We start from the raw sequence: 24,597 nt of genomic DNA on the forward strand, positions 1-24,597 counted from the left end.
GAAAGCCGGGATCCCCGCCATTTCCGCCTGGTGACCATCGATGATGCATCATGTACCGTCACCGTTAACGCGTGACCTACCCCAGGAGCGGTAGATGGTTGACCAGCAAGGACTCGACGCGACAGGTCAGCAGAAGAGACGGCAACTGGTCCGGGCGGTGATCGCCTCCGCCGTAGGGACCTCGATCGAGTGGTACGACTTCTTCCTCTACGGCTTCGCCGCCAGCACCATCTTCGCGGAGCTGTTCTTCCCGACCAACGACCCGACGACCGGACTCCTGCTCGCCCTCGGCACCTATTTCGGCGGCTTCGCCGCCCGCCCCATCGGCGCGGCGATCTTCGGCCACTACGGCGACCGCATCGGACGCAAGGCCACTCTGATCATCACCCTCCTGACCATGGGCATCGCGACCGCCCTGGTGGGCCTGGTGCCCACTTACGAGCAGATCGGGATCTGGGGCGGCATCCTGCTCACTCTCCTGCGCCTGCTGCAGGGCATCAGCGTCGGCGGCGAATGGGGCGGGTCCGTCCTGCTGGCCACCGAGTGGGGCAAGACGCGCGGCGGCAAGCGCGGCTTCCTCGGGAGCTGGCCGCAGTTCGGCGTCCCCGTCGGGCTCGTGCTCGGCTATCTGGCGCTGCAGATCTTCCAGCCGCTCGACCCCTACTGGGGCTGGCGCATCCCGTTCCTGCTCAGCATCGTGATGGCGGCCGTGGGCCTGTACATCAGGCTCGGCATCCTGGAGACGCCGGTCTTCGCCAAGGTCGTCAGGGAGAACAGGGTCGAGCGCGTGCCCGTGCGCCAGGTGCTGGCCATGAACTGGCGGGAGATCGTGCTGAGCGCGCTGCTGCGCACCGGCCAGCAGGCGCCGTTCTACATCTTCACCGTCTTCATCCTCACCTACGCCACGAAGACGCTGGGCTTCCAGGCGAGCGACGTCTACACGTACGTCATCGCCGCCGGCGTCGTCTCGCTGTTCACCGTGCCGTTCTGGGGCTACATGTCCGACCTCGTGGGCCGCCGGCGGCTGTACATGATCGGCGCCGCGCTCATGGTGCTCTGGTCGTTCATCTACTGGCCGCTGCTCGACACCCGCGTCCCCGCGCTGGTCTTCCTGGCCATCGTGCTGGCCGCGCCCATCCACGACATCCAGTACGGCCCGCAGGCCACGTTCATCGCCGAGAGCTTCACCGGGCGGCTGCGCTACAGCGGCGCCTCGCTCGGCTACCAGCTCGCCTCGCTGACGGCCGGCGGCCCCGCGCCGCTGATCGCGGTCTGGTTGTACGCCACCTACCAGAGCTCGTTGTCCATCGCCATCTACATGGCGATCTGCGCCGCGATCAGCGTCGTGGCCGCGTACGCGCTGAAGGACCGCTCGCAGCAGGACTACGCCGTCGAGTACGACGAGCCGCAGCCCACGAAGAGCGGTTAGGCCAGCCGCCCGATGGCCGCCATGGTGGCGTCGAGATGGCGCAGCACGATCTCCACGGCGGCCTCGGCGCGCCGCTGCCTGAAGGCCGCCAGCAGCTCCCGATGATCGCGGTCGGCCTGCTCCCTGCGTGCCCGCTCCTGGCCGCGCAGGGAGAGGCCGACGTAGACGGCGGCGCCGTCGCGCAGGCCCTTGAGGATCGCGCACAGCCGGGGCGAGCCCGCCGCGTCGCTGAAGACGGCGTGGAACTGGCGGTTGAGCTCCACCCACTGCCCCGGGTCGCGCTCCTCCTCCATGAGCTCCAGCAGCGTGGCCGCGCGGTCGAGCTCGTCGTCGGTGATGCGCTCGACGGCCTTGCGGATCGAGACCGGCTCCAGCATGCGGCGCAGCTCGTAGATCTCCCTGACCTCGGCCATGTCGAACTCGCGGATCATCGCCCCCTTGTGGGCGTCGATCCTGATCAGGCCCTCGCCGGCCAGGTCGCGCAGGGCCTCGCGCACGGGCGTGATGCTGACCTTGAGCTGGGCGGCGACGTCGGCCTGCACGAGCCGGTAGCCGAGCGGCAGGTCACCGCCGAGGATCGCCCGCCGGAGCGTTTCGTAGACGAAGGCGTGCGCGGTGCGCGCGGGCGGGCCGGGCTTCAGCACGACGGTCGTCACGCAAGCCACTATAAGGCGCACCTCGCCGGCGCCGCCCGGCAGCTCACGGGGCCTCCGCCACCACCGGGTTGCTCAGCTCGCCCAGCCCCTCCACCGCGATGGTCATCGTGTCACCGGCCTGGACCGGGCGCACGCCGGGCGGGGTCCCGGTCATGATCACGTCGCCGGGCTCCAGGGTGGAGAACGCCGACACGTACGCGATCAGCGTGGGGATGTCGAAGATGAAGTCCCGCGTGCGCCCGTCCTGGCGCACCTCCCCGCTCACCGTGCAGGTGACGCGGACGTCCGACGGGTCGAAGTCGGTATCCACCCACGGCCCCAGCGGGCAGAAGGTGTCGAAGCCCTTGCCGCGCGTCCACTGGGGGTCGCTCTTCTGGATGTCGCGGGCCGTGACGTCGTTGCCGATCGTGTAGCCGAACACCAGCGACATCGCGTCCTCGGCGGCGACCCGCCGCCCCGCGCGGCCGATCACGACGACCAGCTCCGCCTCCGGGTCGAGCCGCCCGGACAGCGACGGGTAGACGACCTCGTCCCCGGGGCCGACGATCGAGGACGGCGGCTTCAGGAAGATCAGCGGCTCCTTGGGCACTGGGTTGCCGAACTCGGCCGCGTGGTCGGCGTAGTTCCGGCCGACACAGACGATCTTGCTCGGGGTGACCGGGGCGCGCAGGCGTAGGTTCTCGACGTCGCCCTCGACCGCGCCGGGGACCAGCTCCGTGAAGGGGTCACCCTGGGCGGCGCGTACCGTTCCGTCGGGGTCGAGCACCCCCCACCGCACCGTGCCCGCGTCGTCGTACCTGATGATGCGCATCTCGCTCCTCAGCAACCGTTGTACTTGTTCGTCCAGAGGCGGCCCTCGGCCGCGTCCGCCTTCTCCTCGAGGATTTTCAGCCTGAGCATGACATCGAGCGTGCGCTGGACGACCGCCGGGTCGAAACACCCCTTGTCGGACAGCGCGGAGGACATCGCCTGCACCGTGCGCAGCACCGTCGCCCGGTCGCTGCTGCCCAGGTCGTCCATGATCTGGCCGGCCACCGCCTCCGGCTGCTGCTTGACCTTCGTGGTGGCCTGCGCCAGCACGCGGCTGAAGGCGGCGGCGGTCGCGGCGTTCTCCTCGGCCCACTGCCGCGAGGTGGCCCACGCGGTGTAGTCGAACTTGTCCAGCTCCGGCACCTCGCCCTTGGGCCCGTCGATGAGGACCACGCCGAAGCCCTTCTCGGCGGCCACGTACGGCGTCGGCGGCGACAGGTGGTAGGCGTCGATCTGGCCCTTCTCCAGGGCGGCCAGCAGTGCGGACCCGCCGCCGAGCGGCACGAGCTCCACGTCGCGCTCCGGGTCGAGGCCGACCGAGCCCAGGTAGTAGCGCATGTACGTGTCGGTGGGGGAGCCGGGCGAGGTGATGCCGATCTTGAGCCCCTTGAGCGCGCCCAGCCGGTCGCGCAGCGGCGAGGCCGCGGTGACGTTCTTGCGCTCGGCGACCTCCTTGCGCATGACGAGCGTGAGCGTGACCCGGTTGAGGATGTCGTGCGCCATGACCACCGAGTCGTCGCCCGCCTTGCTCAGCTCGGCCAGGTCCTCGAACCCGACGTCGGCGTACTGGGCCTGGCCGGAGGCGAGCGCGGCGATGCTGTCGTTGCCGCTCTCCACCTCCACGATCTCGACCGTGAGCCCTTCCTTGGCGAACAGGCCGTCGTCCTGGGCGACGTACAGGGCGGAGAGGAACACGTTCGGCGCCGACGCGATCGTGATCCTCTTCGCCTCCTGGGCCGGCTCGCCGCCGCCGCCGCATCCGGCGGCCACCAGGACGAGCACCGCGATCGCCGCCAACCTCATCCGAACCGACCTCCTCGACTCGCAGGGCCCTCTACACGACGTCGTCGCCGCGCAGCCTGACCTCGGGCCGCCAGCGCAGCACGCGGGACAGGGGACGCAGGGACATGGACAGGAGCAGGACGATCGCGGCCAGCACGATCGTCCCCGCGATGACCCCCGCGGTCTGGTAGCGCCCGGCCGCCGCCCTGGTCAGGTAGCCGATGCCGCGGTTGGAGGCGATGAACTCCCCGACCACCGCGCCGATCATGGCCGCCGGCAGGGTGACGCGCAGGGCCGCCAGCACGTACGGCAGGGCGCCCGGCAGCAGCACCGACCGCATCGTGGCCCACCGGGCGCCGCCCATCACCCGGGTGACGTCGAGCAACCCCTGCGGCACCTGCCGGATGCCCTCGACGGTGTTGATGAAGACCACGAAGAACACGAAGTACGCGGCCAGCACGATCTTGGGTGCCAGCCCGATGCCGAACCAGAGGATGAAGACCGGCCCGAGCGCCACCGCCGGGATCGAGTACGCGATCAGGAAGTACGGCTCCACGACCCGGTAGGCCACCCGGCGCAGCGCCAGCGGCCAGGCCAGCAGCACGGCCAGCGTCGCCCCGGACAGGAAGCCCAGCGCGGTCGAGGTGAGCGTGAACCGCGCGTGGAACCAGAAGTCGGCCGAGCCGAACCAGTCGAGCAGCCGCGCGGCCACGGCCTGCGGGCTGCTGATGAAGAACGGCCGGACGAGGGTGCCGGAGACGAGGTCCCACACGACCACGGCCCCCACCGCCACCCCGATCCGCCCCGCCCACACGAGCGCCCGCCGCGCCCGGCGCCGCCGCGCGTGCCGCCGCCGCACCCCGTCGAGCACCTGCTCGCTCGTCGCTCCTTTGGCCGGCTGCCCGCTCATCCGTGCGGCCTCTCCGCGCACCACGGCAGCGCCCGCGCCTCCACCGCCCGGATGGCCGCGTTGACCAGCATGACCAGGGCGGCCACGACCACGATCCCGGCGAAGACGGTCGCGGTCTCGAACTGGCGCGACGAGCGCACGATCAGGAAGCCCAGCCCCTGGGTCGCTGCGATGAACTCGCCGAGGATCGCGCCGACCATGGCGCGCGAGAAGGTCAGCCGGATGCTCGCCACCACGGCGGGCGCGGCGCCGGGCAGGACGACCGTACGCACGAGCGTCGCGCCCCGGGCCCCCATCACCCGCGACACCTCGACCAGGCCGGGACTGATGCCCCGCACCCCCGCCATGGTGTTGGCCAGCACGATCAGGAACACCATCAGCGCGGCCAGCAGGATCTTCGGCAGCAGGCCGAGCCCGAACCACATGATGAACATCGGCGCGAGCGCGATCTTCGGGATGGAGTAGAACGCGGCCAGGAACGGCCCCGCGATCTCGTCCAGCACCGGCACGGCCACCAGGACCAGCGCCGCCGCCAGCCCAACCGCGATGCCGATCAGGTAGCCGGCGCCCGCCTCGCCCAGCGTCACCCCGATGTGCCCCCACAACTGCCCGTCGACGACGAGCTCCACCAGGCGGGCCGCGACCTCCGACGGGCTGCTGACGTACCGGCGCTCGACGACCAGCGGCACGCCGAACTCCCAGATCAGCAGCAGCGCCGCGCCCAGCAGCACGATCCCGGACCGCACGAGCAGCCGCTCCCGGGCCGCGGCGGCGCGGGAGCCGGCGGCGGCCCGGCCGAGCACCCCCGCGGTGGCGGGAACCGTGGCCTCGCGGGCGTCCGGGAGCGTCATGTCGCCGCGATCTCCATGCGGATGTCGTCCCACAACGCGTCGTACAGCTCCCTGAACTGCGGGAGATCGTGGATGTGGAACACGTCGCGCGGGCGGGGGAGGCCCACCTCGTACTCGCGCTTGATGCGGCCGGGGCGGCAGGTGAACGTGATGATCCGGTCGCTGAGCGCGATGGCCTCGACGAGGTCGTGCGTGACGAACAGGACGGTCGGCCGCCGCAGCTCCCACAGCTTGAGCAGCTCGTCCTGGAGGATCACCCGGGTCTGCGCGTCGAGCGGGCCGAACGGCTCGTCCATGAGGACGACGTCGCTGTCGTACGCGAGCGTGCGCACGATCCCGGCCCGCTTGCGCATGCCGCCGGACAGCTCGTGCGGGTAGTGGTTCTCGAAGCCGGTCAGCCCGACCAGCTCGATGAACTCGCGGGCCCGCCGGCGCCGCTCCTCCTTGGGCACGCGGCGCAGCTCAAGGCCGTACTCGACGTTGCGTGACATCGAGCGCCACGGGAGCAGGTTGTCGTCCTGGGTGATGTAGCCGACCTCGGTGTTCACCCCGGTGACGGGCCGGCCGTGGTGCACGACCTGCCCGGCGGACGGCTGGATGAGCCCGGCCAGCAGGTTGAGCACCGTGGACTTGCCGCAGCCCGACGGGCCGACCAGGCTGATGAACTCGCCGGGGCGCGCCGCGAAGCTCACGTCCTCCAGGGCGAGCAGCGGCTGCGCGGAACGGCCTCGCGGAACGAACGCCTTGTAGACCGCCTCCAGGCGGATGGCCTCTTCGAGTGGTGCCATTCGATCAGCTCCATACCGGATACCGAAGATGGTAGACGGTCTACCGCTTAGATCAAGAGGTCAGTTCACCTCTTGAGCAGGTCGCGCAGCGCCTTGACCACCTCGGCCGGGGCCTCCTCGGCCATGAAGTGGCCGCAGGTGACCGTACGGTGGTCCAGGTCCCCGGCCCAGGCCCGCCACCGGCCGGCGGCGTCGAACCCGAGCGCCGCGCCCCAGTCCTGCTGCAGCACCGTGACCGGCATCCGCAACTTGTCGCCGGCCGCCCGGTCGGCCTCGTCGTGCTCGACGTCGACCGTGGCCGTGGCCCGGTAGTCGGCCACGATCGAGGGGACGGCCTCGCGGGACGCCTTCAGGTACGCCGCGCGCACGTCCGGGGGGATGGCGTTCGGGTCGGAGGTCCAGAGGTCGAGGAAGTGGCCGAAGAACGCGTCCGCCGACGCGCCGATCATGGCCTCGGGCAGGCCCGGCGGCTGCGCCATCAGGTACAGGTGGAAGCCGACGGCGGCCGACCGGCCGTGCATGACCTCCCAGGAGTCGAGGGTCGGCAGGACGTCCAGCGCGGCCAGGTGGGTGACGACGTCCGGGTGGTCGAGCCCCGCGCGGACGGCGACCAGCGCGCCCCGGTCGTGCCCGGCCAGCGCGAACCGGTCGTGCCCCAGGGCGCGGGCCAGGGCGACGACGTCCCGGGCCATCGTGCGCTTGGAGTAGGCGTGCCCGTCGTCGGCGGGCTTGTCGCTGTCGCCGTACCCGCGCAGGTCGGGGCAGATCACGGTGTGGTCGGCGGCCAGGTCGGCGGCGACGTGCCGCCACATCAGGTGGGTCTGGGGGAAGCCGTGCAGCAGCACGACGGGGCTGCCGGTGCCGCCGACGGCGACGTTGAGCGCCACGCCGTCGGCGACGGTGACGCGGCGGCGGCTGAATCCGCTGATCTGAGGTGTCGTGTCTCTGTCCATGCGGCCAGCCTGCCGCCCGCCGATCAGCACCCGATCAGCGCCGGGTCAGCCCTGCTCACCTGGGCGGATAGGTTGGACGGCGATGGTGACATTTGGTGTGCTGGGCCCCTTGACGGCCGAGAACGAGCGCGGCCCGGTCCACCTCAAGGGGCCTCGGCACCGGGCCGTCCTGGCGCGGCTCCTGGTGGCCAAGGGGCGGGTCGTGCCGGTGTCGTGGCTGATCGGCGACCTCTGGGAGGATCCGCCTGAGGGGGCGCTGGGGGCCGTACAGACGTTCGTCGGGGCGCTGAGGAAAGCGCTCGAGCCCTCGCGCCCGCCCCGCACGCCCTCCCGGCTCCTGGTCACCTCGCCCCCGGGTTACGCGCTGCGCGCCGAGGCGGTGGACGCCTCGCGGTTCGAGTCCGCCGTCGCCGCCTCGGCGCGCCTGCTGGCCGGCGGTGCCGCCGGCGAGGCCCGTGCGGTGCTCGACGAGGCGCTGGGGTGGTGGCGAGGGCCGGCGTACGCGGAGTTCGCCGAGCAGGACTGGGCCAGGGGGGAGGCCGCCCGGCTGGACGAGCTGCGGCTGCTGGCCGTGGAACGCCGCGCCGAGGCGGCCCTGGCCTCGGGGTTGGCCGCGGAGTCCGTACCGGACCTGGAGGCGCACGTCTCGGGGCATCCGTTGCGGGAGGACGGGTGGCGGCTGCTGGCCCTGGCGCTGTACCGGACGGGGCGTCAGGGGGATGCGCTGGCGACGTTGCGGCGGGCCAGGCAGACGCTGCTGGTCGAGCTCGGGGTGGATCCGGGGGAGGGGTTGCGGCGGCTCGAGTCCGACATCCTCACCCACGCATCCCACCTGTCCGCCCCGGGTTCGCCATCGCCGGACCACCTGTTCGTGCGTCCCGGCGACGGGACCGAGGAGCCCGCCACCGATGCGGGCACGGGGCGCGGCGGGGAGTCCGGGCCGGGTGTGCGCGGCGGGGAGTCCGGGCCGGGTGTGCGCGGTGGGGAGTCCGGGCCGGGTGTGCGCGGTGGGGAGTCCGGGCCGGGCGTGCGCGGCGGGGAGTCCGGCGGGCCGGACGCTGCTGAGGGCGAGCTGGGGTGGGCCGGGCATCCGTTCGTCGGGCGGGTCGCGGAGCTGGCCGAGCTGGAGGGCGTCGCGGCGGAGGTCACGGCGGCGGGGCGGGCGCGGCTCGCGCTGCTGTCCGGCGCGGCGGGCGCGGGCAAGACCGCGCTGGCCAGGGCGCTGGCCCGGCGCCTGGAGGCGAGGGGCTGGAGCACGGCCTGGGGCGCCAGCCCCGAGCTCGGCGGGGCGCCGTCGGCCTGGCCCTGGACCCAGATGCGCGAACACCTCACCGCCTCCGCCGACGCCGACGCACTGGCACCCGCACCGGCAGACGGGCCTGCGCCCGACGGCGGGCAGGCGTCGGCCGGAGGGCCTGCGCCCACCGGCGAGCCGGCGCTGACGGGCGGGTCCGCGCGCACCGACGCGCCAGCCGCCCCGGTGGACGATCGCCTGGCCGCCCGGTTCAGGAGGCATCGCGCCATCGCCTCCTACCTGGCCGCCACCGCCGCCGAGCAGGGGCCGATCCTCCTGGTCCTCGACGACCTGCACTGGGCGGACGAGGAGACCCTGGCCCTGCTCACCACGCTGGCCACCGGTCTCGGCGCCGCACCCGTGCTCATCGTCGCGACCTACCGCTCGACCGAGATCTCCGCCGGGCTGGGCGAGGCCCTGGGCCGGGTCGCACGTGCCGAACCGGCGCGGATCTACCTGGGCGGCCTGACCGAACCGCAGGTGGGCGAGCTGGTCCGGGCCATCACCGGCCGCGAGGTGCCCGACGCCGACGCGCGCACGATCCACGCGCGCAGCGCGGGCAACCCGTTCTTCGTCCGGGAGCTCACCCGCGTGTGGGAGAGCGAGGGGGACGCGGCGCTGCACACCGTCCCGGCCGGGGTCCGCGACGTCATCCGGCACCGCCTGGCCGCGCTCACCGACGCGGCCCGTACGCACCTCCGCCAGGCCGCGGTCCTCGGTCAGGAGGTCGATCTCGACGTGCTGATCTCCCTGTCCGGGGACACGAACGGGGGCGAGGAGCGGGTGCTGGAGTCCGCCGAGTCCGCGCTGATCGCCGGTTTCCTGGTGGAGCAGGATGCCGACCGGCTGCGGTTCGCCCACGCGCTGGTGCACGAGACGCTGTACGACGACATCCCGCGCGCCCGCCGGGCCCGCTGGCACGCACGCGTCGCCGGGATCCTCGAACGCGCCCGGCCCGGCGACGTGGAGACCATCGCCCACCACTGCCTGCGCGCGGAGGGAAGGGCGGGCGCCGCCCGCACCGCGCACTACACGCGCGCCGCGGCCGAGCGGGCGGAGCGGAGGTTCGCCCCGCACGAGGCGGCCCGGCTGTGGCGCGAGACCCTCACCGCCCTGGACCGCGCGGACGACGGCCGCCTCCCGGGCGGCGGCGTGGACGGCTCTCCGGGCCGCGCGGTTGACGACCGTCTCGAAGGTGGCGGTGTGGACGGCTCCGCGCGCTGGGCGGTTGACGGCCGACTCGCAGATGGCGGTGTGGACGGCTCTTCACGTCGTTCGGGTGGCGGTGTGGAAGGCGGCTCGGGGTGGGCCGGGGGTGGGCCGGGGCGGCTGGAGGCGGTCATGGGGCTGGTCAGGGCGCTGGCGGTGACCGGGGAGCTGGACGAGTCGCGGCGGTACCGCGCGGAGGCGGTCGGGGCGGCCGAGGCGCTCGGTGATCCGGTGCTGACCGCCGCCGTGATCGGCTCCTTCGACGTGCCCGCCATCTGGACCTCCAACGACGACCCGGCCCTGTCCGCCGGCCTCGTCGCCGCCGCCGAGCGTACGCTGGCCGCCCTGCCCCCCGGCCACGAGAGCGAGCGCGCCCGCCTGCTCATCACCATCGCGATGGAACGGCGTGCCGACGCCGGACGGCGGGGTGACCAGGCGGCGCGCGAGGCCGAGGCGATCGCCCGCCGCCTGGGCGACCGCACCCTGCTGGCGTACGCGCTCAACGGCCGCTACATGCAGACCTTCCACCGCGCCGGGCTGGCGCCGGAGCGGGCCGCGATCGGCGAGGAACTGCTCGGCCTGGCCACCCACGACAGCCTGGTGACGTTCGAGGTGCTCGGGCACCTGATCCTGCTCCAGGCCCGGGCCGCGCTCGCCGACCTGGGGGCCGCCGACCGGCACGCCGCCGCGGCCGACCGGCTGGCCGCACGGTACGACCTCCCGCTGGTAGGGGTGTTCACCACCTGGTACGCCGCGCTCCGGCTGGCCGTGACGGGCGGCCCGGAGGACGCGGCGCGCTCCGCGTACCGTGCGGCCGCCGCCCGGCTCAGCGGCACCGGCATGGCGGGGGTGGAGGAGGGCATGCTCCCGCTCGCCCTGCTCTGTCTCGGCGGGGGAGACGCCGGGTCCGTGCCGCAGGAGGCGGACTGGGGGCCGTACGAGAGGTGGGCCCGTCCCCTGGTCCTGCTCGCCCGGGGCCGTCGCGACGAGGCGCTGGCCGCCGCCCGCACCGTCCCCGACTCCCCGCGCGACCTGCTCTTCGAGGCCAGGACCTGCCTGCACGCGCTGGCCGCGATCGAGGCGGCCGACCGGCCGACGATGGAGCGCCTCTACGACCGGCTGCTGCCCGCGGAGGGGGAGCTCGCCGGCGCCGGTAGCGGGCTGGTCAGCCTCGGCCCGGTGGCGCTGTACCTCGGCCGGCTCGCCGCCGCGCTCGGCCGGCGCAGCCGCGCTGCCGGACATTTCCGAAATGCGGAGGCCATGAGAGCCGGTGTCCGGTGACCGGTAACCTGATCGTCAACGCGGGACGTCAAGACGGCCCCACGCGGGCCGCCGGCAGCGGTGTCTGTCATCGCGAGTCCCACTCTGAGTTTCCGAAACTTTCGGGCAACTTATTGCCCATTCCACCCTGGCAAGCTCCGGACCTGGAGCGGCCCGGCCGGCGGCGGGACCTGCAACATAGCAGTTGGCAGCACTCTTGACACGCCACAGCGGTCCCCTTATGTTGCCGCAATATTAAAGATATCTGCTTGAAAGTTTCGGCGTCACCACCCGCGTTACACCCCCCGCTCTCGCCGCGGGCCGGCGCCGTCATAGCCCGAAGGGATGGCATGAGGGGCCAGGTACCAATGGACACAAGCTCGGCGTCCGGCGAGAGCGAGCAATGGCGGGACACGCGGCGGTCGCCCGCCGAGCGGGCCGACGCGCTCATCCCGCTCATGACCCTTGAGGAGAAGGTCGCCCAGCTCGTGGGGGTGTGGGTCGGCGCCGACGCATCGGGGGGAGGCGTCGCCCCACACCAGACCGACATGGGTGACGGGCCCGAGTGGGAGGACGCCATCCGGCAGGGGCTGGGCCAGCTCACGCGGCCCTTCGGGACGGCTCCGGTCGATCCCGTCGCCGGCGCCCGCTCGCTGGCGGCCTCCCAGGCCGAGATCGTCCGGGCCAGCCGGTTCGGGATCCCGGCCCAGGTGCACGAGGAGTGCCTGACGGGCTTCGCCGCCTGGCGGGCGACCGTGTACCCGGCGCCGCTGAGCTGGGGCGCCTCCTTCGACCCCGGGCTGATCGAGGAGGTGGCCGGCCGGATCGGCCGGTCCATGCGCGCCGCGGGCATCCACCAGGGCCTGGCCCCGGTGGTGGACGTGACCAGGGACTACCGCTGGGGGCGTACCGAGGAGACGATCGGCGAGGACCCGTACCTCGTCGGCACGCTCGGCGCCGCCTACGTGCGCGGCCTGGAGGCCGCCGGGATCGTCGCCACCCTCAAGCACTTCGCCGGCTACTCCGCCTCCCGCGGCGGCCGCAACCTCGCCCCCGTCCCGATGGGGCCCAGGGAGCTGGCGGACGTCGTGCTGCCGCCGTTCGAGATGGCCCTGCGCCTGGGCGGCGCCCGGTCGGTCATGCACTCGTACGCCGAGATCGACGGCGTCCCCGTGGCGGCCGACGAGAGCCTGCTCACCGGGCTGCTGCGCGACGAGTGGGGCTTCGAGGGCACCCTCGTCGCCGACTACTTCGCGGTCCGGTTCCTGGAGCGGCTGCACCGCGTCGCCGCGGACGCCGGGGAAGCGGCCGGGCTCGCGCTCAAGGCCGGGATCGACGTCGAGCTGCCCACGGTGGACACGTTCGGCGCCCCGCTCATCGAGGCGCTCAAGGCCGGGACGGTGGACGAGGCGCTGATCGACCGCGCCCTGCGCCGAGTTCTGACGCAGAAGGCCGAGCAGGGGCTGCTCGACGAGGGCTGGCAGCCGCTCCCCGGCCCGGCCGAGGAGGTGCGGCTCGACGACGAGGAGAGCCAGGAGCTCGCCCTGCGGCTGGCCCGCGAGGCCATCGTGCTGCTGCGCAACGACGACGCCGTCCTGCCGCTGAACCCCGCGGGGAAGGTGGCGCTCATCGGTCCCGTCGCCGACGACCCGATGGCGATGCTCGGCTGCTACGCCTTCCCCAACCACGTGGGCCCGCACCCCGAGCAGGGCCTCGGGCTGGACCTGCCGACGCTGCGCGAGTCGCTCGGCCGGCTGGTCCCCGGCCTCGCCTACGCCCCGGGCTGCGCCGTCACCGGCGACGACACCTCCGGCTTCGCCGAGGCGGTCGCGCTGGCCGGGCGGAGCGACGTGTGCGTGCTCGCCGTCGGCGACCGGGCCGGGCTGTTCGGGCGCGGCACCTCCGGCGAGGGCTGCGACGCCACCGACCTGCGCCTGCCGGGCGTGCAGGCCGAGCTGGTCCGGGCGGTGCTCGCGACCGGCACCCCGGTGGTGCTGGTGCTGCTGGCCGGCCGCCCGTACGCGCTGGGTTCCGAGGTGGACGCGGCCAAGGCCGTCCTGTTCGGCTTCTTCCCCGGCCAGCGCGGCGGCCAGGCGCTGGCGGAGGTGCTGACCGGCGCGGTGAACCCGTCGGGCCGGCTGCCCGTCAGCGTGCCGCGCGACGAGGGCGGCCTGCCGGCGACGTACCTGGCGCCGCCGCTCGGCCGCCGCTCCGACGTGTCGTCCGTGGACCCGACGCCCGCGTACCCGTTCGGGCACGGCCTGAGCTACACCACGTTCGAGTGGAGCCAGGCCCGGGTGCAGGGCGACGTCGCGGAGTGGGCGGTGGACGGCGAGGTGGCCGTCGAGGTCACGGTCCGCAACACCGGGTCGCGCTCCGGCGCGGAGGTCGTCCAGCTCTACCTGCACGACCCGGTCGCGCAGACGACCAGGCCGGAGGTCCGCCTGATCGGCTACGCCCGCGTGCCGCTGGAGGCGGGGGAGGCGGCCCGGGTGACCTTCACGGTCCCGGCCGACGTCACGTCGTTCACCGGGGTCCACGGGCGCCGCATCGTCGAGCCGGGCGAGGTGGAGCTGCGGCTCGGCCGCTCCTGCGCGGCGGCCGCGGCGACGCTGCCGCTGCGCCTGATCGGCCCCGAGCGCGAGGTCGGCCACCGGCGGCACCTGCAGGCGCCGGCGCACATCGACCGCAACCCACCGGAGGGCCGAGGATGAGCACACCCGAGACGCTGGAGGTCAGCAGGCCGGCGGAGCAGAAGGCGGCACCCGCGCCCGGACGCCGCCGCCGGCAGAGCGCCGGCTCCTGGCGCAGCGCGCTGCGCCGCGACTGGCAGCTCTACACGCTGGCGATCCTGCCGCTGCTGTTCTTCCTGATCTTCCGGTACGCCCCCATGCTGGGCAACATCATCGCCTTCCGGAAGTTCGAGCCGGGCGGCAGCATCTTCGGCGAGGAGTGGGTGGGCCTGCGCTACGTGAAGATGTTCCTGAACGACCCGACGTTCTGGAACGTGTTCACCAACACCCTGGTCCTGGGCGCGCTGACCCTGATCTTCTGCTTCCCGCTGCCGATCGTGCTGGCCCTGCTGCTCAACGAGGTCCGGCGGCGCACGCTGAAGCGGTTCCTGCAGTCGGTGTCGTACCTGCCGCACTTCCTGTCGATGGTGATCGTGGCCGGTCTCGTCATGCAGATGACGTCGATCGACGGGCCGATCAACTCGTTACTGGCCTTCGTCGGCGGCGAGAGGATCTCGTTCATGCAGGACCCGGGCTGGTTCCGGACGATCTACGTCAGCTCGGAGATCTGGCAGACGGTCGGCTGGGGCACGATCCTCTACCTCGCCGCGCTGACCACCATCGACGACCAGCTCTACGAGGCCGCCCGGATGGACGGCGCGAGCCGGTGGCGGCAGATCTGGCACGTGGCGCTGCCGGGCATCCGGCCGACGGCGGTCACGCTGCTGATCCTCAACATCGGCACGTTCATGGCGGTGGGCTTCGAGAAGGTCTTCCTGCTGTACAACCCGCTGACGTACCCGACCGCCGACGTGATCTCCACGTACCTGTACCGGATGGGCCTGGAGGCCAGCAACTTCAGCTACGCCGCGGCCATCGGCCTGTTCGAGGCGCTGGTCGGCCTGGTCCTGATCCTCTCGGCCAATGTGATCTCCCGCCGCACAGTTGGGACGAGCCTGTGGTGACAACGCATGAGATGACCCGCGGCTACCGCGTCTTCCAGTGGTTCAACGGGGTCGCCCTGACCCTCGTCGTGGTGGTGACGCTCTATCCGTTCGTCAACATCCTGGCCCGCTCGTTCAGCTCCCAGACCGCCATCAGCGCGGGCGAGGTGAACCTCCTTCCCAAGGGGTTCAACCTGACGACGTACAAGATCGTGGCGTCGGACCCGATGTTCTGGACGAACTACCGCAACACGGTCGTGTACACCGTCGTCGCGACGCTCATCGCGATGGTGATGACGACGTGTTACGCGTACGTGCTGTCCAAGAAGCAGCTCAAGGGCCGCAAGTTCCTCGTCGGCGTCGCGGTCTTCACCATGTTCTTCTCCGGCGGCCTGATCCCGAACTACGTGCTGATCAGCGGCCTGGGCCTGAAGAACTCGATCTGGGCCATCGTCCTGCCCAACGCCATCAGCGTGTTCAACCTCCTGGTCATGAAGGCCTTCTTCGAGAGCCTGCCGCAGGACCTGGAGGAGGCCGCCGCCATCGACGGCCTGAACACCTACGGCATCCTGTGGCGGATCGTGCTGCCGCTGTCGAAGGCGGTCATCGCGACGATGATCCTCTTCTATGCGGTCTCGTTCTGGAACTCCTGGTTCGCGGCGTTCCTGTACATGAACGAGTCGGACATGTTCCCGGTGACGGTCTATTTGCGCAACCTCATCGCCGGAGCCACCGGTGCCGACTCCTTCGGCGCGGCGGCCGCGGAAGTGACGCAGGTGGGGGCCAACATCCAGGCGGTGACGATCGTCCTCACCGTCCTGCCGATCCTGGTCATCTACCCGTTCGTCCAGCGGTACTTCGTCTCCGGCGTCATGCTCGGCGCGGTCAAGGGCTGACCTCCCGGCGCCTCACAAACCCCAGCAGAATCACGGGAAAGGATTCCCCCCATGCGCGAAATCTCGCGGCGTCAGGCGATCATCGGTCTCGGTGCCTTCGCCTCCCTCGCCCTGACCGCCTGCGGCAGCGAGAGCGAGACCCCGGCGAAGGCCACGGACGCGGCCAACAAGGCAGGCTCGATGGCGGGCTACGGCGTCGGCCAGCAGTTCAAGGCCACCGAGCCGCTGTCGTTCGACGTGCTCTACAACAACCACTCGTTCTACCCGAACAAGGCCGACTGGCTGTTCTGGCAGGAGCTGACCAAGCGGACCAACGTCACGATCAAGCCGGTCGAGGTGCCGCTCAGCGACTACGAGAAGAAGCGCAGCCTGCTCATCGCCTCCGGCGACGCCCCGCTGATCATTCCGAAGACCTACCACCCGCAGGAGGAGGCGTTCGTCTCCTCCGGCGCCATCCTGCCGGTCAGCGACTACTTCCACCTGATGCCCAACTTCCAGGAGAAGGTCGCCAAGTGGCAGCTCCAGCCCGAGCTGAACTCGATCATGCAGACCGACGGCAAGATCTACCTGCTGCCCGGCCTGCACGAGGCCGCCTGGGCCGACTACTCCTTCGCGGTGCGCACCGACATCCTGGAGAAGCTCAAGCTGGAAGTCCCCAAGACGCTGGACGACTTCTACAACATGCTCAAGGCGATGAAGGCCGAGTACCCGGACCTCTACCCGATGACCGACCGGTGGGGCGTGCCCACGCCGGGCGGCAACCTGATCAAACTCATCGCCCAGGCGTTCGGCAGCAAGGGCGGCTGGGAGTACCAGCACGCGATGTTCGACGCGGCCCAGGGCAAGTTCGTCTACACCGGCGCCATGCCGGGATACAAGCAGGCGATCGAGTACCTCAACAAGCTGGTGAAGGAGAAGCTGCTCGACCCCGAGAGCTTCACCCAGCAGGACGAGGCCGCCAAGCAGAAGTTCATCTCGGGCAAGTCCTTCGTGATCAGCACCAACGCGCAGGTCCTGATCAACGACTACCGGGCGGCGCTGACCGAGAACGACAAGGACGCCAAGATCGTCAAGATCCCGGTGCCGATCGGCCCGGCGGGCGAGTTCAAGTTCGCCACCCGCCTGGAGAACGGCATCATGATCTCCAAGAAGGCCACGGAGAACAAGAACTTCGTCGCCATGATGCAGTTCATCGACTGGCTCTGGTACTCCGAGGCCGGCATGGAGTTCGCCAAGTGGGGCGTCGAGGGCACCACGTTCACCAAGGACTCCTCCGGCAAGTACAAGCTGGCCGATGACGTCGACTACGTCGGCCTCAACCCCGGCGCCCCCAAGCACCTGCAGAAGGACTTCGGCTTCGGCAACGGCGTGTTCGCCTACGGCGGCCCCACCAAGCTGCTCCAGTCCACGTTCTCGGACGAGGAGATGGAGTTCCAGAACGTGATGAACACCAGGAAGCAGTGGCCGGTCGAGCCGGCCGCCCCGCTCAGCGAGGAGGAGCGCGAGCAGGCCTCCATGTGGGAGACGCCGCTGAAGGACCACGTCACCCAGAACACGCTCAAGTTCATCCTCGGCGAGCGCGACCTCGGCGAGTGGGACGCCTATGTCAAGGAGCTCGAGGCCAAGAGCTCGACCCAGTACGTCAACCTGATCAACACCGCCTACGAGCGGTTCAAGAAGGCACACGGCAGCTGATTCCCCTCAGGCCGGGCCGTCCCCTCCTGCCGGGGCGGCCCGGCCGTCTCTTTCAAGGATCGATCCATGCGCAACCTCGTACCCGGCGAGCCCTCCGGGCGGCTGTCCGACGCCTGGCGCTTCTGCGTCGGCACGGGACGCTTCGAGCTCGCGCTGCGGCGCGACTACCAGGACTCGCTGGCGCTGGTCCAGCGGGACATCGGCTTCCGGCACATCCGCGGGCACGGCCTGCTGAGCGACGGCGTGGGCGTCCACCGGCCCTACGAGTACGGGGGCGCCCGCCACGTCCGGCACTCCTTCACGTACGTGGACCAGGTGGTCGACGCCTACCTGGAGCTCGGCATCCAGCCCTTCGTGGAGCTGGGCTTCATGCCCTCGGGGCTGGCCTCCGGCGAGCAGACCGTGTTCTGGTGGCGCGGCAACGTCACCCCGCCGAGCTCGTGGCAGGAGTGGGCCGAGCTGGTCCGGGCCACCGTGACCCACCTGATCGACCGGTACGGCCTCGACCAGGTGCGCCGCTGGCCGATCGAGGTCTGGAACGAGCCCAACCTCAAGGAGTTCTGGCAGGGCGCCGACGAGGCCGCCTACCACCGCCTGTACGAGGTCACCGCCCGCACGATCAAGGACGTGGACGCGTCGCTGCAGGTCGGCGGCCCGTCCATCTCGCCCGGCTCCGACGAGTGGATGCCGCGCTTCGCCGACTTCGTCACCGCCCGCGACGTCCCGGTCGACTTCGTCAGCCGGCACGCCTACACCTCGGGCCCGGCCCAGCACGTGCCGTTCGGCGTGCACCAGACCATGAGGCCCGCCGCCGAGCTGCTGGAGCAGTTCGGCACCCCGCGCCGCCAGCTCCGCGGCGGCCCGCTGGCGGACCTGCCCGTGCACATCACGGAGTTCAACTCCTCCTACCGCCCGGACAACCCCGTCCACGACACGGCCTTCAACGCCGCCTACCTCGCGCCCGTCCTGGCCGCCGGGGGCGAGCTGGTGGACTCCTTCTCGTACTGGACCTTCAGCGACATGTTCGAGGAGGTCGGGATCCCGACCTCGATCTTCCACGGCGGCTTCGGCCTGCTCACCCACCGCCAGATCAAGAAGCCCACCTACCACCTGTACGCCTTCATGGCCCGCATGGGCGACCGGCTCCTGACCAGGGGCGAGGACCACCTGGTCACCCGGGACGACACCGGCCGGGTCACCGTGCTGGCCTGGGCGCCGGTGGACGTCACCGGCGGGCCCGCCGTCGCCGGTCACACCGTGCGCCTGTCGATCCCGATGGCGGCGGACTCGGCCTTCATGCTGCGCTCGTCGGTGAGCGAGGAGATGGGCAACGCCTGGGCGGCCTGGTGCGAGATGGGACGTCCCCGGTCACCACACCCCAGACAGCTCGATATCCTCCGGGAAGCGGCGGAACCGGTCCGCCGCCACCGGAACCTGCCCGTCGCCGCTGGTTCGCTCGATCTCGACCTGACGCTCGACCGCCACGAGGTGACGCTGGTCGAGCTCACGCCGGTGGCGGACGAGACCCCGCCGTGGTGGGACGAAAGCCGGATACTCGGCCTGGGAGAGGGCGCGCGATGAGCGGCGGGCGGCTGCCCGGCCCGGAGGAGGACGCGGGATGAGCGACGTGGGAGCGGCACGGCAGTTCGGCACGGGTCCGCTCTCCCGGGCCTCCGCGCTGATCTACACCCTGCTGATCGTCGAGCTGCTGGTCCTGCTCACGGCCGTGCCCGGCCTGGTGGGGCTCGTCCTGCTCGACCGGCACGCCAGCAACGTCCCCCTGATGGCCGCGTGCCTGCTCCCGGCCGGCCCGGCGATCTCCGCCGCCCTCTACGCGCTGCGCCACCGCCGCCGCGAGCTGACGGAGCTGCGCCCGGCGGCGGCGTTCTGGCGCGGTTACCGGGCCAACTTCGGCGGGATCATGAAGATCTGGGTGCCCTGGCTGCTGTTGCTGACCGTCCTCGGGACCAGCCTGGGCAACTTCTCCGCCGCCGGCGTCCCCGGCTGGTGGGCGGTGCTGCAGGTCGTCATCGCGGCCGGCTCGACGCTCTGGGTGGCCAACGCGCTGGTCATCACGTCGCTGTTCGCGTTCAGGGCGGTGGACGTGGCCCGGCTGGCGGCCTGGTCGCTGGGCCGCTTCCCCGCCGCCACCCTGGCCAACGCCTGCCTGCTCATCGTGGCGGGCGGCGTCACGCTGATCGCCTCCGAGGCCGTGCTGTCCCTGCTGGCCTCGGTGCTCGTGGCGACGCTCCTGTGGAACAGCCGCTCGATGATCACCGAGGTCCAGCAGAGGTTCACGCGTCAGTAGATGCGCCGCCCGCGGGCGTCGGGCACCCCCGACTTGCGCAGGAAATAGGTGTTGACCTGGTCGCGCCACTCCTCGGCGGAGCGGACCTGCTCGTCGAGCCGCTCCCGCACCCGCTCGTGGAGCGCCGGGTCCACCTCGCCCGCCAGCTTCTCCCACAGCAGCCGGATCCCGGCCGCCTCCTCGGCCCCCGCGAAGTGGGTGTCGTAGATGTGCTGGACGACGGTCGTGCCGCTGCGCAGCACGTGCTCGTACGGCACGTGGTGGAAGAACAGCAGCAGCTCGTCCGGGCAGTCGGCGAGCGACTCGTAGACCTCCGACCACGGCGCCGGGTACTGGCCCGTGAAGCCGGTGCCCGAGGCGCGGGTGCGGTCCACGCCGACGCCGTCGCGGTCGGCGAAGTGGTAGGTGCCCCACGGCGTGTACTCGTATCCGTCCACGTCGGGGCCGTAGTGGTGGCCGGGGCGGACCATGAACCCGACACCGAGCGGCGCGGTGTAGCGCTCGTACGTCCGCCAGGAGCCGTCCATCATCCGGTGCAGCGTGCTCCGCACCGCCCTGCCCGCCTTCTCTGGGCCCGTCTCTGCGCCCGTCTCTGGGCCTACCTCTGGGAACGTCAGGCCGATCCACTCGTCGAGGATCGCGGCCGGATCGAGCCGCGGCGCCCAGGCGAGCCGGCCGAACGCGTACAGGTTGGCCTGGGCCAGCGGGTGCCCGGTCCAGTACGGGTCGTCGCCCACGTTGGACACCGCGACCAGGCCGCCATCGCCGGCCACCTCCGCCACCGTGCGGCCCTCGGGTCCCCAGAAGCGGAACCCGAGCACCTCGCTCCACATCGGGGCCAGGTAGCACACGTGCCGCTGCTGGCCGGTGTACTCCTGCGTCACCTGCAGCTCCACCGCCAGGCGGGTGCCCGGCATGGCCGCGATCACCGGTGACACCGGCTCGCGCACCTGGAAGTCCATGGGGCCGTACTTGACCTGCAGGATCGCGTTGTCCCTGAACTGCCCGTCGAGCGGGGCGAAGTGGTCGTGGGCCGCGCGGGCCCGGTCGGTGGAGCGGTCGCGCCAGTCCTGCCGGTGGTTGTAGACGAAGGCGCGCCAGTGCACGACCCCGCCGTGCGGCGCCAGGGCGTCGGCGAGCATGTTGGCGCCGTCGGCGTGGCTGCGCGCGTACGCGAACGGGCCCGGCTGGCCCTCCGAGTCGGCCTTCACCACGTACCCGCCGAAGTCGGGAATCGTCGCGTACACCCGCTCGGTCGTCCGCGCCCACCACTCCCGCACGTCCCCGTCCAGCGGGTCGGCGCTGTCCAGCCCGCCGAGCGCGATGGGGGAGGCGAAGTTGACCGACAGGTGCACGCGGATGCCGTACGGGCGCAGCTCCGCCGCGATCGCGGCCACCTCGCCGAGCCGGTCGGTCAGCAGGCGGGCCTCGGCGGCGTGCACGTTGACGTTGTTCACCGCGACCGCGTTGATACCGGACGCGGCCAGCAGGCGCCCGTAGGCCCGCACCCGGGTCAGGTCCGCCCGCAGCACACCGTCGTGCCAGAAGATCGACCCGCCCGAGTAACCGCGCTCGACCTGGCCCATCACCGGATGCACGTCGATGTTGTCCCAGTGGTCCAGCATGCGCCGCCGCAACGCCGGCCGGTGCGCCTCGGCCGGCCGGTCCGCACCGAACGCCGCCTCGCCGAGCCGGACCACCTCGAACCACCCGTACAGCAGCCCGGCCGGGTCGTCGGCGAGCACCACCGTGACACCGTCCAGGCGGCCCAGCACGAAGCCCTCAGGACCGGCCTCCGGCCCCCTGACCGCCGCCACGGCGGGCGGCAACGGGCCGGCCGACGACAGCGCGAGCACGAGGTCGCACGCCTCTCCCGGCGCGGCCACCCCGCCGCCGTACCGCTCGCAGGCGTCCGCCACCTCGGCCCGCACGGTCGCGGCGAGCGCGGAGCCGTCGCCGAGCACGAGAGTGCGGCGCGAGCCGATCGCGCGGAACGCCTCGGGGGGCAGCCAGGCCGGATGGACGCCGGTCAGATGAGGAATGGTCACGGGGGCTCCTTAAATCTCTCCGGAGCGAATCTACCGGTGCCCGCCGAGCAGCCATTATGGGGTCGCGCTACAGGGAAGACGTCGCGGCGGAGCGTCGGGGGAGCCGGTCCCGGGTGCCTCCCGCGACAGCGCCTCCACCAGCCGCTTCGCCGCGGCGGACGACAAGGTGGACTGCGCGGCGGGCGCTACTTGCGGGCCTGGCCCGGCGGGGTGGCCGGCGGTTGCGCGGCGTGCTCGTCGGCCTGCTCGTTCACGGGCCTGTTCTCGGGCTCTTTCAGGGGCCCGCCGGTCTTGCCCCCGAGCCCGGGCGGCTCGCGCGTCTGGCCGGGCGGGGTGTGCTCGGAGGTGGGGCCCGGCTCCGGCGCCGTGGTCCTGGTCAGGCGGGGCGTCGGTCTACTGGTCGGAGGCGGGGTCTTGGTGGCGACCTTCGACACCACCCGCGGCGGCGACGTGCGGCCGGCGACGGGCGGCACGTCCCGCGTACCCCGCAGGGGCGTGGGGGTGGGGGTCGGGGTGGGCCTGGGGGTGGCCGGCGGGGCCGAGGTCCCCGGGGCGGTGGCGCGGCGAGGAGCGGCCGGGGGCTCGACCGGCGAGGTGGCCGGGCGCGGGCTGAGGACCGCCACCGGCCGCCGCGCGCGCTCCTTGTCACCTTCCGGGACAGGCAGCGCGTCGAGGGTGGGGGAGCTGCCGGGGATGGCGATCAGCAGGCCGGCGAGGACCAGGTGGAGGAGGCCGGCCAGCACCGTGGAGATCCGTAACGCCTGACCCCTGCGCTCACTGGACTGCGACGTACGCATTCCTGCCGGTCCCATGCGGGGGTCCTCCTGGGGGGTGAGGAAGGGGCGAACCTTTTTGATCTAGACATGGATGCCCACGACGGTCAACCCCGTAAACGTCCGGCACGTCACCGCGAGGCGGCCTCCCGGCGGGCACGAAGGCGGGCGCGATACCAGAGCAGGATCCCCACCCCGCCCGCCAGCGTCGCCCACCCGATCGGCCGGGCGACCGCGAGATACGTGCCCGTGGGCAGCCGCACCGCCAGCACGAGCATGACCAGCGCGTGGATCGCCAGCGTGCCGCCGAGGATCGTGGTCAGCACGGCCGCGACGCGGCGGATGTCGGGCCGCCGCAGCATGGCTTCCGCCGCGGGGTTCCGCCGCGCCACCCAGCGCAGCCCCACCAGGTACAGCGGCCGGCCCACGACCACGGAGACCAGCCCGGCCACGCCCAGCGGCCCGGTCAGCACCGCCTCGTGCAGCTTCAGCACCAGCGGGTTCCCGCCGCTGAGCAGCAGCGCCAGCAGGGCCACGCCGTACCCGAGCACGGCGACCACGCCGATCGGGTCGATCCGCCGCCGTGCGGCGAACACGGCGGCGGTGCAGGCCACGGGGATGCCCGCCGCGATGGCCAGCGCCGTGGCGTCGGACCCGGCGTACGGGCGGACCAGCGCGTACGCGGCCAGCGGCACCAGCCCGTTCAGCACCCCGCTCGCCACCATCCGCCACACCCGTGCTCCAGGGTTCTTACCGTGCGACATCGACGACGCTCCCTCGATCAGGACTCATGCGAACCCCTCCAAGGTGGCCCGGCCGGGCCCGCCGGACCTCGGACCAGGGGTGGATCCTCCCCGTTCTCCACCCACGGGTGGAGAACGCCTCCCGGTGGGCAGCGAATCGTGCCGGACCGGCCGGAACCGCCTGCGCTATGATCACACCGACGACGACCTGGAACGATCCCCACCCCGCCCGTCGTCGCCGCTCACGGGACACGAGGAACGATGTCGAGCATCAAAGAGGTCGCCCGGCTCGCCGGGGTCTCCGTCGGCACCGTGAGCAACGTGCTCAACCGGCCCGAGATGGTGGCCCCCGACACCCTGCGCCGCGTGCGGGAGGCGATCGAGCGGCTCGGCTACGTGCGCAACGGCTCCGCCCGGCAGCTGCGCGCCGGCCGGAGCCGCACCATCGGGGTGGTCGCGCTCGACCTGTCCAACCCGTTCTTCATCGACGTCCTGCGCGGCGTCGAGACCGTCGCCCAGCGCTCGGAGCTGACCGTGATGGTCTTCAACAGCAACAAGGACGCCGCCCGCGAGGCGGGGCTGCTGGAGACGTTCGAGGAGCAGCGCCCGCTCGGCGTGCTGATCACGCCGGTCAACGACAGCGGCGAGGAGGAGCGGCTGAGCCGGCTCATCGCGCGCGGCATCCCGGTGGTGCGCTTCGACAGCTCGGCCCGGCACAGCCACGGCTGCGCCGTCGCGGTGGACGACGTGCTCGGCGGGCGGCTGGCCGGCCTGCACTTACGCGAGCGGGGACACCGCCACATCGCCTTCGCGGGTGGCCCGTTCACCGTCCGCCAGGTGCGCGAGCGGCACGACGGCCTGGCCGCCGTGCTCGGCCCCGACGACACCATGACCGTCATCCGCCTGCCCGACCTCACCGTCGCCACCGGCCGCGCCGTCGGCAAGGAGATCGCCGACCTGCCCCCCGCCGAGCGGCCCACCGCGGTCTTCTGCGCCAACGACCTGGTCGCGATCGGGGTGCTGCAGGAGATGACCCTGCGCGGCCTGCGGGTTCCGGCCGACCTGGCCATCCTCGGCTACGACGACATCGACTTCGCCGCGGCGGCCGCGGTGCCGCTGTCGTCGATCCGGCAGCCGCGCGAGCAACTCGGCCACACCGCCGCCACGCTCCTGCTGGAGGAGGCCAACCAGCCCGCCGGGCACGAGCACCGCCAGGTCATCTTCCAGCCCGACCTGATGGCCCGCACCTCGACCGCCGCGCCCGTGCCCGCGGCGCCCTGACCCGTCACCCTCTGA

General features: G+C 72.1%; 19 protein-coding genes. 9 read left to right on the top strand and 10 right to left on the bottom strand.

What is annotated here, in order from left to right; all coding sequences use genetic code 11:
* Positions 1-94: 94 nt before the first annotated feature.
* Entirely contained in the window at positions 95-1,429 is a 1,335-nt protein-coding gene (locus AB0J69_RS29805; protein ID WP_364123672.1) for an MFS transporter, read from the top strand.
* On the opposite strand, the gene AB0J69_RS29810 is transcribed toward AB0J69_RS29805, so the two are convergent.
* The 7 genes from AB0J69_RS29810 to AB0J69_RS29840 all read right to left on the bottom strand — a co-directional run bounded on the left by AB0J69_RS29810 (position 1,426) and on the right by AB0J69_RS29840 (position 7,399).
* Positions 1,426-2,085: a GntR family transcriptional regulator gene (locus AB0J69_RS29810; protein ID WP_364123674.1), complete on the bottom strand. Its 660-nt coding sequence runs from the start codon at positions 2,083-2,085 to the stop codon at positions 1,426-1,428. The genes AB0J69_RS29805 and AB0J69_RS29810 overlap by 4 nt on opposite strands.
* 43 nt (positions 2,086-2,128) lie before the next feature.
* Positions 2,129-2,896, bottom strand: a complete 768-nt coding sequence (locus tag AB0J69_RS29815; protein WP_364123676.1) for a fumarylacetoacetate hydrolase family protein — start codon at positions 2,894-2,896, stop codon at positions 2,129-2,131.
* An 8-nt stretch (positions 2,897-2,904) separates the two neighbouring features.
* A complete protein-coding gene (locus AB0J69_RS29820) occupies positions 2,905-3,918 on the bottom strand; it encodes an ABC transporter substrate-binding protein (RefSeq protein ID WP_364123678.1) in 1,014 nt (337 codons plus the stop codon).
* A 31-nt stretch (positions 3,919-3,949) separates the two neighbouring features.
* Complete coding sequence (locus tag AB0J69_RS29825) at positions 3,950-4,807, bottom strand: ABC transporter permease (RefSeq protein WP_364123680.1); 858 nt, start codon at positions 4,805-4,807, stop codon at positions 3,950-3,952.
* Positions 4,804-5,658 carry an ABC transporter permease gene (locus AB0J69_RS29830; protein WP_364123682.1) on the bottom strand — a complete coding sequence of 285 codons (855 nt, stop codon included), beginning with the start codon at positions 5,656-5,658 and terminating at the stop codon, positions 4,804-4,806. Before AB0J69_RS29830 ends, AB0J69_RS29825 begins: the two co-directional genes overlap by 4 nt.
* Positions 5,655-6,446: an ABC transporter ATP-binding protein gene (locus AB0J69_RS29835; protein WP_364123684.1), complete on the bottom strand. Its 792-nt coding sequence runs from the start codon at positions 6,444-6,446 to the stop codon at positions 5,655-5,657. The genes AB0J69_RS29830 and AB0J69_RS29835 overlap by 4 nt, the downstream gene beginning before the upstream one ends.
* A 65-nt stretch (positions 6,447-6,511) precedes the next feature.
* Complete coding sequence (locus AB0J69_RS29840; RefSeq protein ID WP_364123686.1) at positions 6,512-7,399, bottom strand: alpha/beta hydrolase; 888 nt, start codon at positions 7,397-7,399, stop codon at positions 6,512-6,514.
* Positions 7,400-7,481: 82 nt separating this feature from the next.
* Here AB0J69_RS29840 and AB0J69_RS29845 point away from each other — a divergent pair, with 82 nt between their 5' ends.
* From AB0J69_RS29845 to AB0J69_RS29875, 7 genes are all read left to right on the top strand, one after another.
* Positions 7,482-11,183, top strand: a complete 3,702-nt coding sequence (locus tag AB0J69_RS29845; RefSeq protein ID WP_364123688.1) for a BTAD domain-containing putative transcriptional regulator — start codon at positions 7,482-7,484, stop codon at positions 11,181-11,183.
* A gap of 347 nt (positions 11,184-11,530) precedes the next feature.
* Entirely contained in the window at positions 11,531-13,876 is a 2,346-nt protein-coding gene (locus tag AB0J69_RS29850; RefSeq protein WP_364123690.1) for a glycoside hydrolase family 3 N-terminal domain-containing protein, read from the top strand.
* Positions 13,873-14,859: an ABC transporter permease subunit gene (locus AB0J69_RS29855; protein ID WP_364123692.1), complete on the top strand. Its 987-nt coding sequence runs from the start codon at positions 13,873-13,875 to the stop codon at positions 14,857-14,859. The genes AB0J69_RS29850 and AB0J69_RS29855 overlap by 4 nt, the downstream gene beginning before the upstream one ends.
* Positions 14,856-15,734 carry a carbohydrate ABC transporter permease gene (locus AB0J69_RS29860; RefSeq protein WP_364123694.1) on the top strand — a complete coding sequence of 293 codons (879 nt, stop codon included), beginning with the start codon at positions 14,856-14,858 and terminating at the stop codon, positions 15,732-15,734. Before AB0J69_RS29855 ends, AB0J69_RS29860 begins: the two co-directional genes overlap by 4 nt.
* Positions 15,735-15,785: 51 nt before the next feature.
* The gene (locus AB0J69_RS29865; RefSeq protein WP_364123696.1) at positions 15,786-17,429 is read left to right on the top strand and encodes an extracellular solute-binding protein; all 1,644 of its coding nucleotides are present in this window, start codon (positions 15,786-15,788) and stop codon (positions 17,427-17,429) included.
* 66 nt (positions 17,430-17,495) lie between these two features.
* Positions 17,496-19,010: a hypothetical protein gene (locus AB0J69_RS29870; protein WP_364123698.1), complete on the top strand. Its 1,515-nt coding sequence runs from the start codon at positions 17,496-17,498 to the stop codon at positions 19,008-19,010.
* Between the two features lie 37 nt (positions 19,011-19,047).
* Positions 19,048-19,737, top strand: a complete 690-nt coding sequence (locus AB0J69_RS29875) for a YesL family protein (protein ID WP_364123700.1) — start codon at positions 19,048-19,050, stop codon at positions 19,735-19,737.
* Here the strand turns inward: AB0J69_RS29875 and AB0J69_RS29880 are convergent.
* From AB0J69_RS29880 to AB0J69_RS29890, 3 genes are all read right to left on the bottom strand, one after another.
* A complete protein-coding gene (locus AB0J69_RS29880) occupies positions 19,731-21,785 on the bottom strand; it encodes an alpha-glucuronidase (protein ID WP_364123702.1) in 2,055 nt (684 codons plus the stop codon). The two genes, AB0J69_RS29875 and AB0J69_RS29880, sit on opposite strands and share 7 nt — an antisense overlap.
* Before the next feature lie 185 nt (positions 21,786-21,970).
* Entirely contained in the window at positions 21,971-22,597 is a 627-nt protein-coding gene (locus AB0J69_RS29885; RefSeq protein ID WP_364123704.1) for a hypothetical protein, read from the bottom strand.
* Positions 22,598-22,689: 92 nt separating this feature from the next.
* Positions 22,690-23,322: a VC0807 family protein gene (locus AB0J69_RS29890; protein WP_364123706.1), complete on the bottom strand. Its 633-nt coding sequence runs from the start codon at positions 23,320-23,322 to the stop codon at positions 22,690-22,692.
* A gap of 240 nt (positions 23,323-23,562) precedes the next feature.
* On the opposite strand from AB0J69_RS29890, the gene AB0J69_RS29895 reads away from it, so the two are divergent.
* Positions 23,563-24,582 (top strand): LacI family DNA-binding transcriptional regulator, encoded by a 1,020-nt coding sequence (locus AB0J69_RS29895; RefSeq protein WP_364123708.1) that lies wholly within the window; start codon positions 23,563-23,565, stop codon positions 24,580-24,582.
* Positions 24,583-24,597 lie beyond the last annotated feature (15 nt).

The sequence above is a fragment of the Nonomuraea sp. NPDC049709 genome (genome assembly GCF_040674815.1).
Classification (GTDB): Bacteria; Actinomycetota; Actinomycetes; order Streptosporangiales; family Streptosporangiaceae; genus Nonomuraea.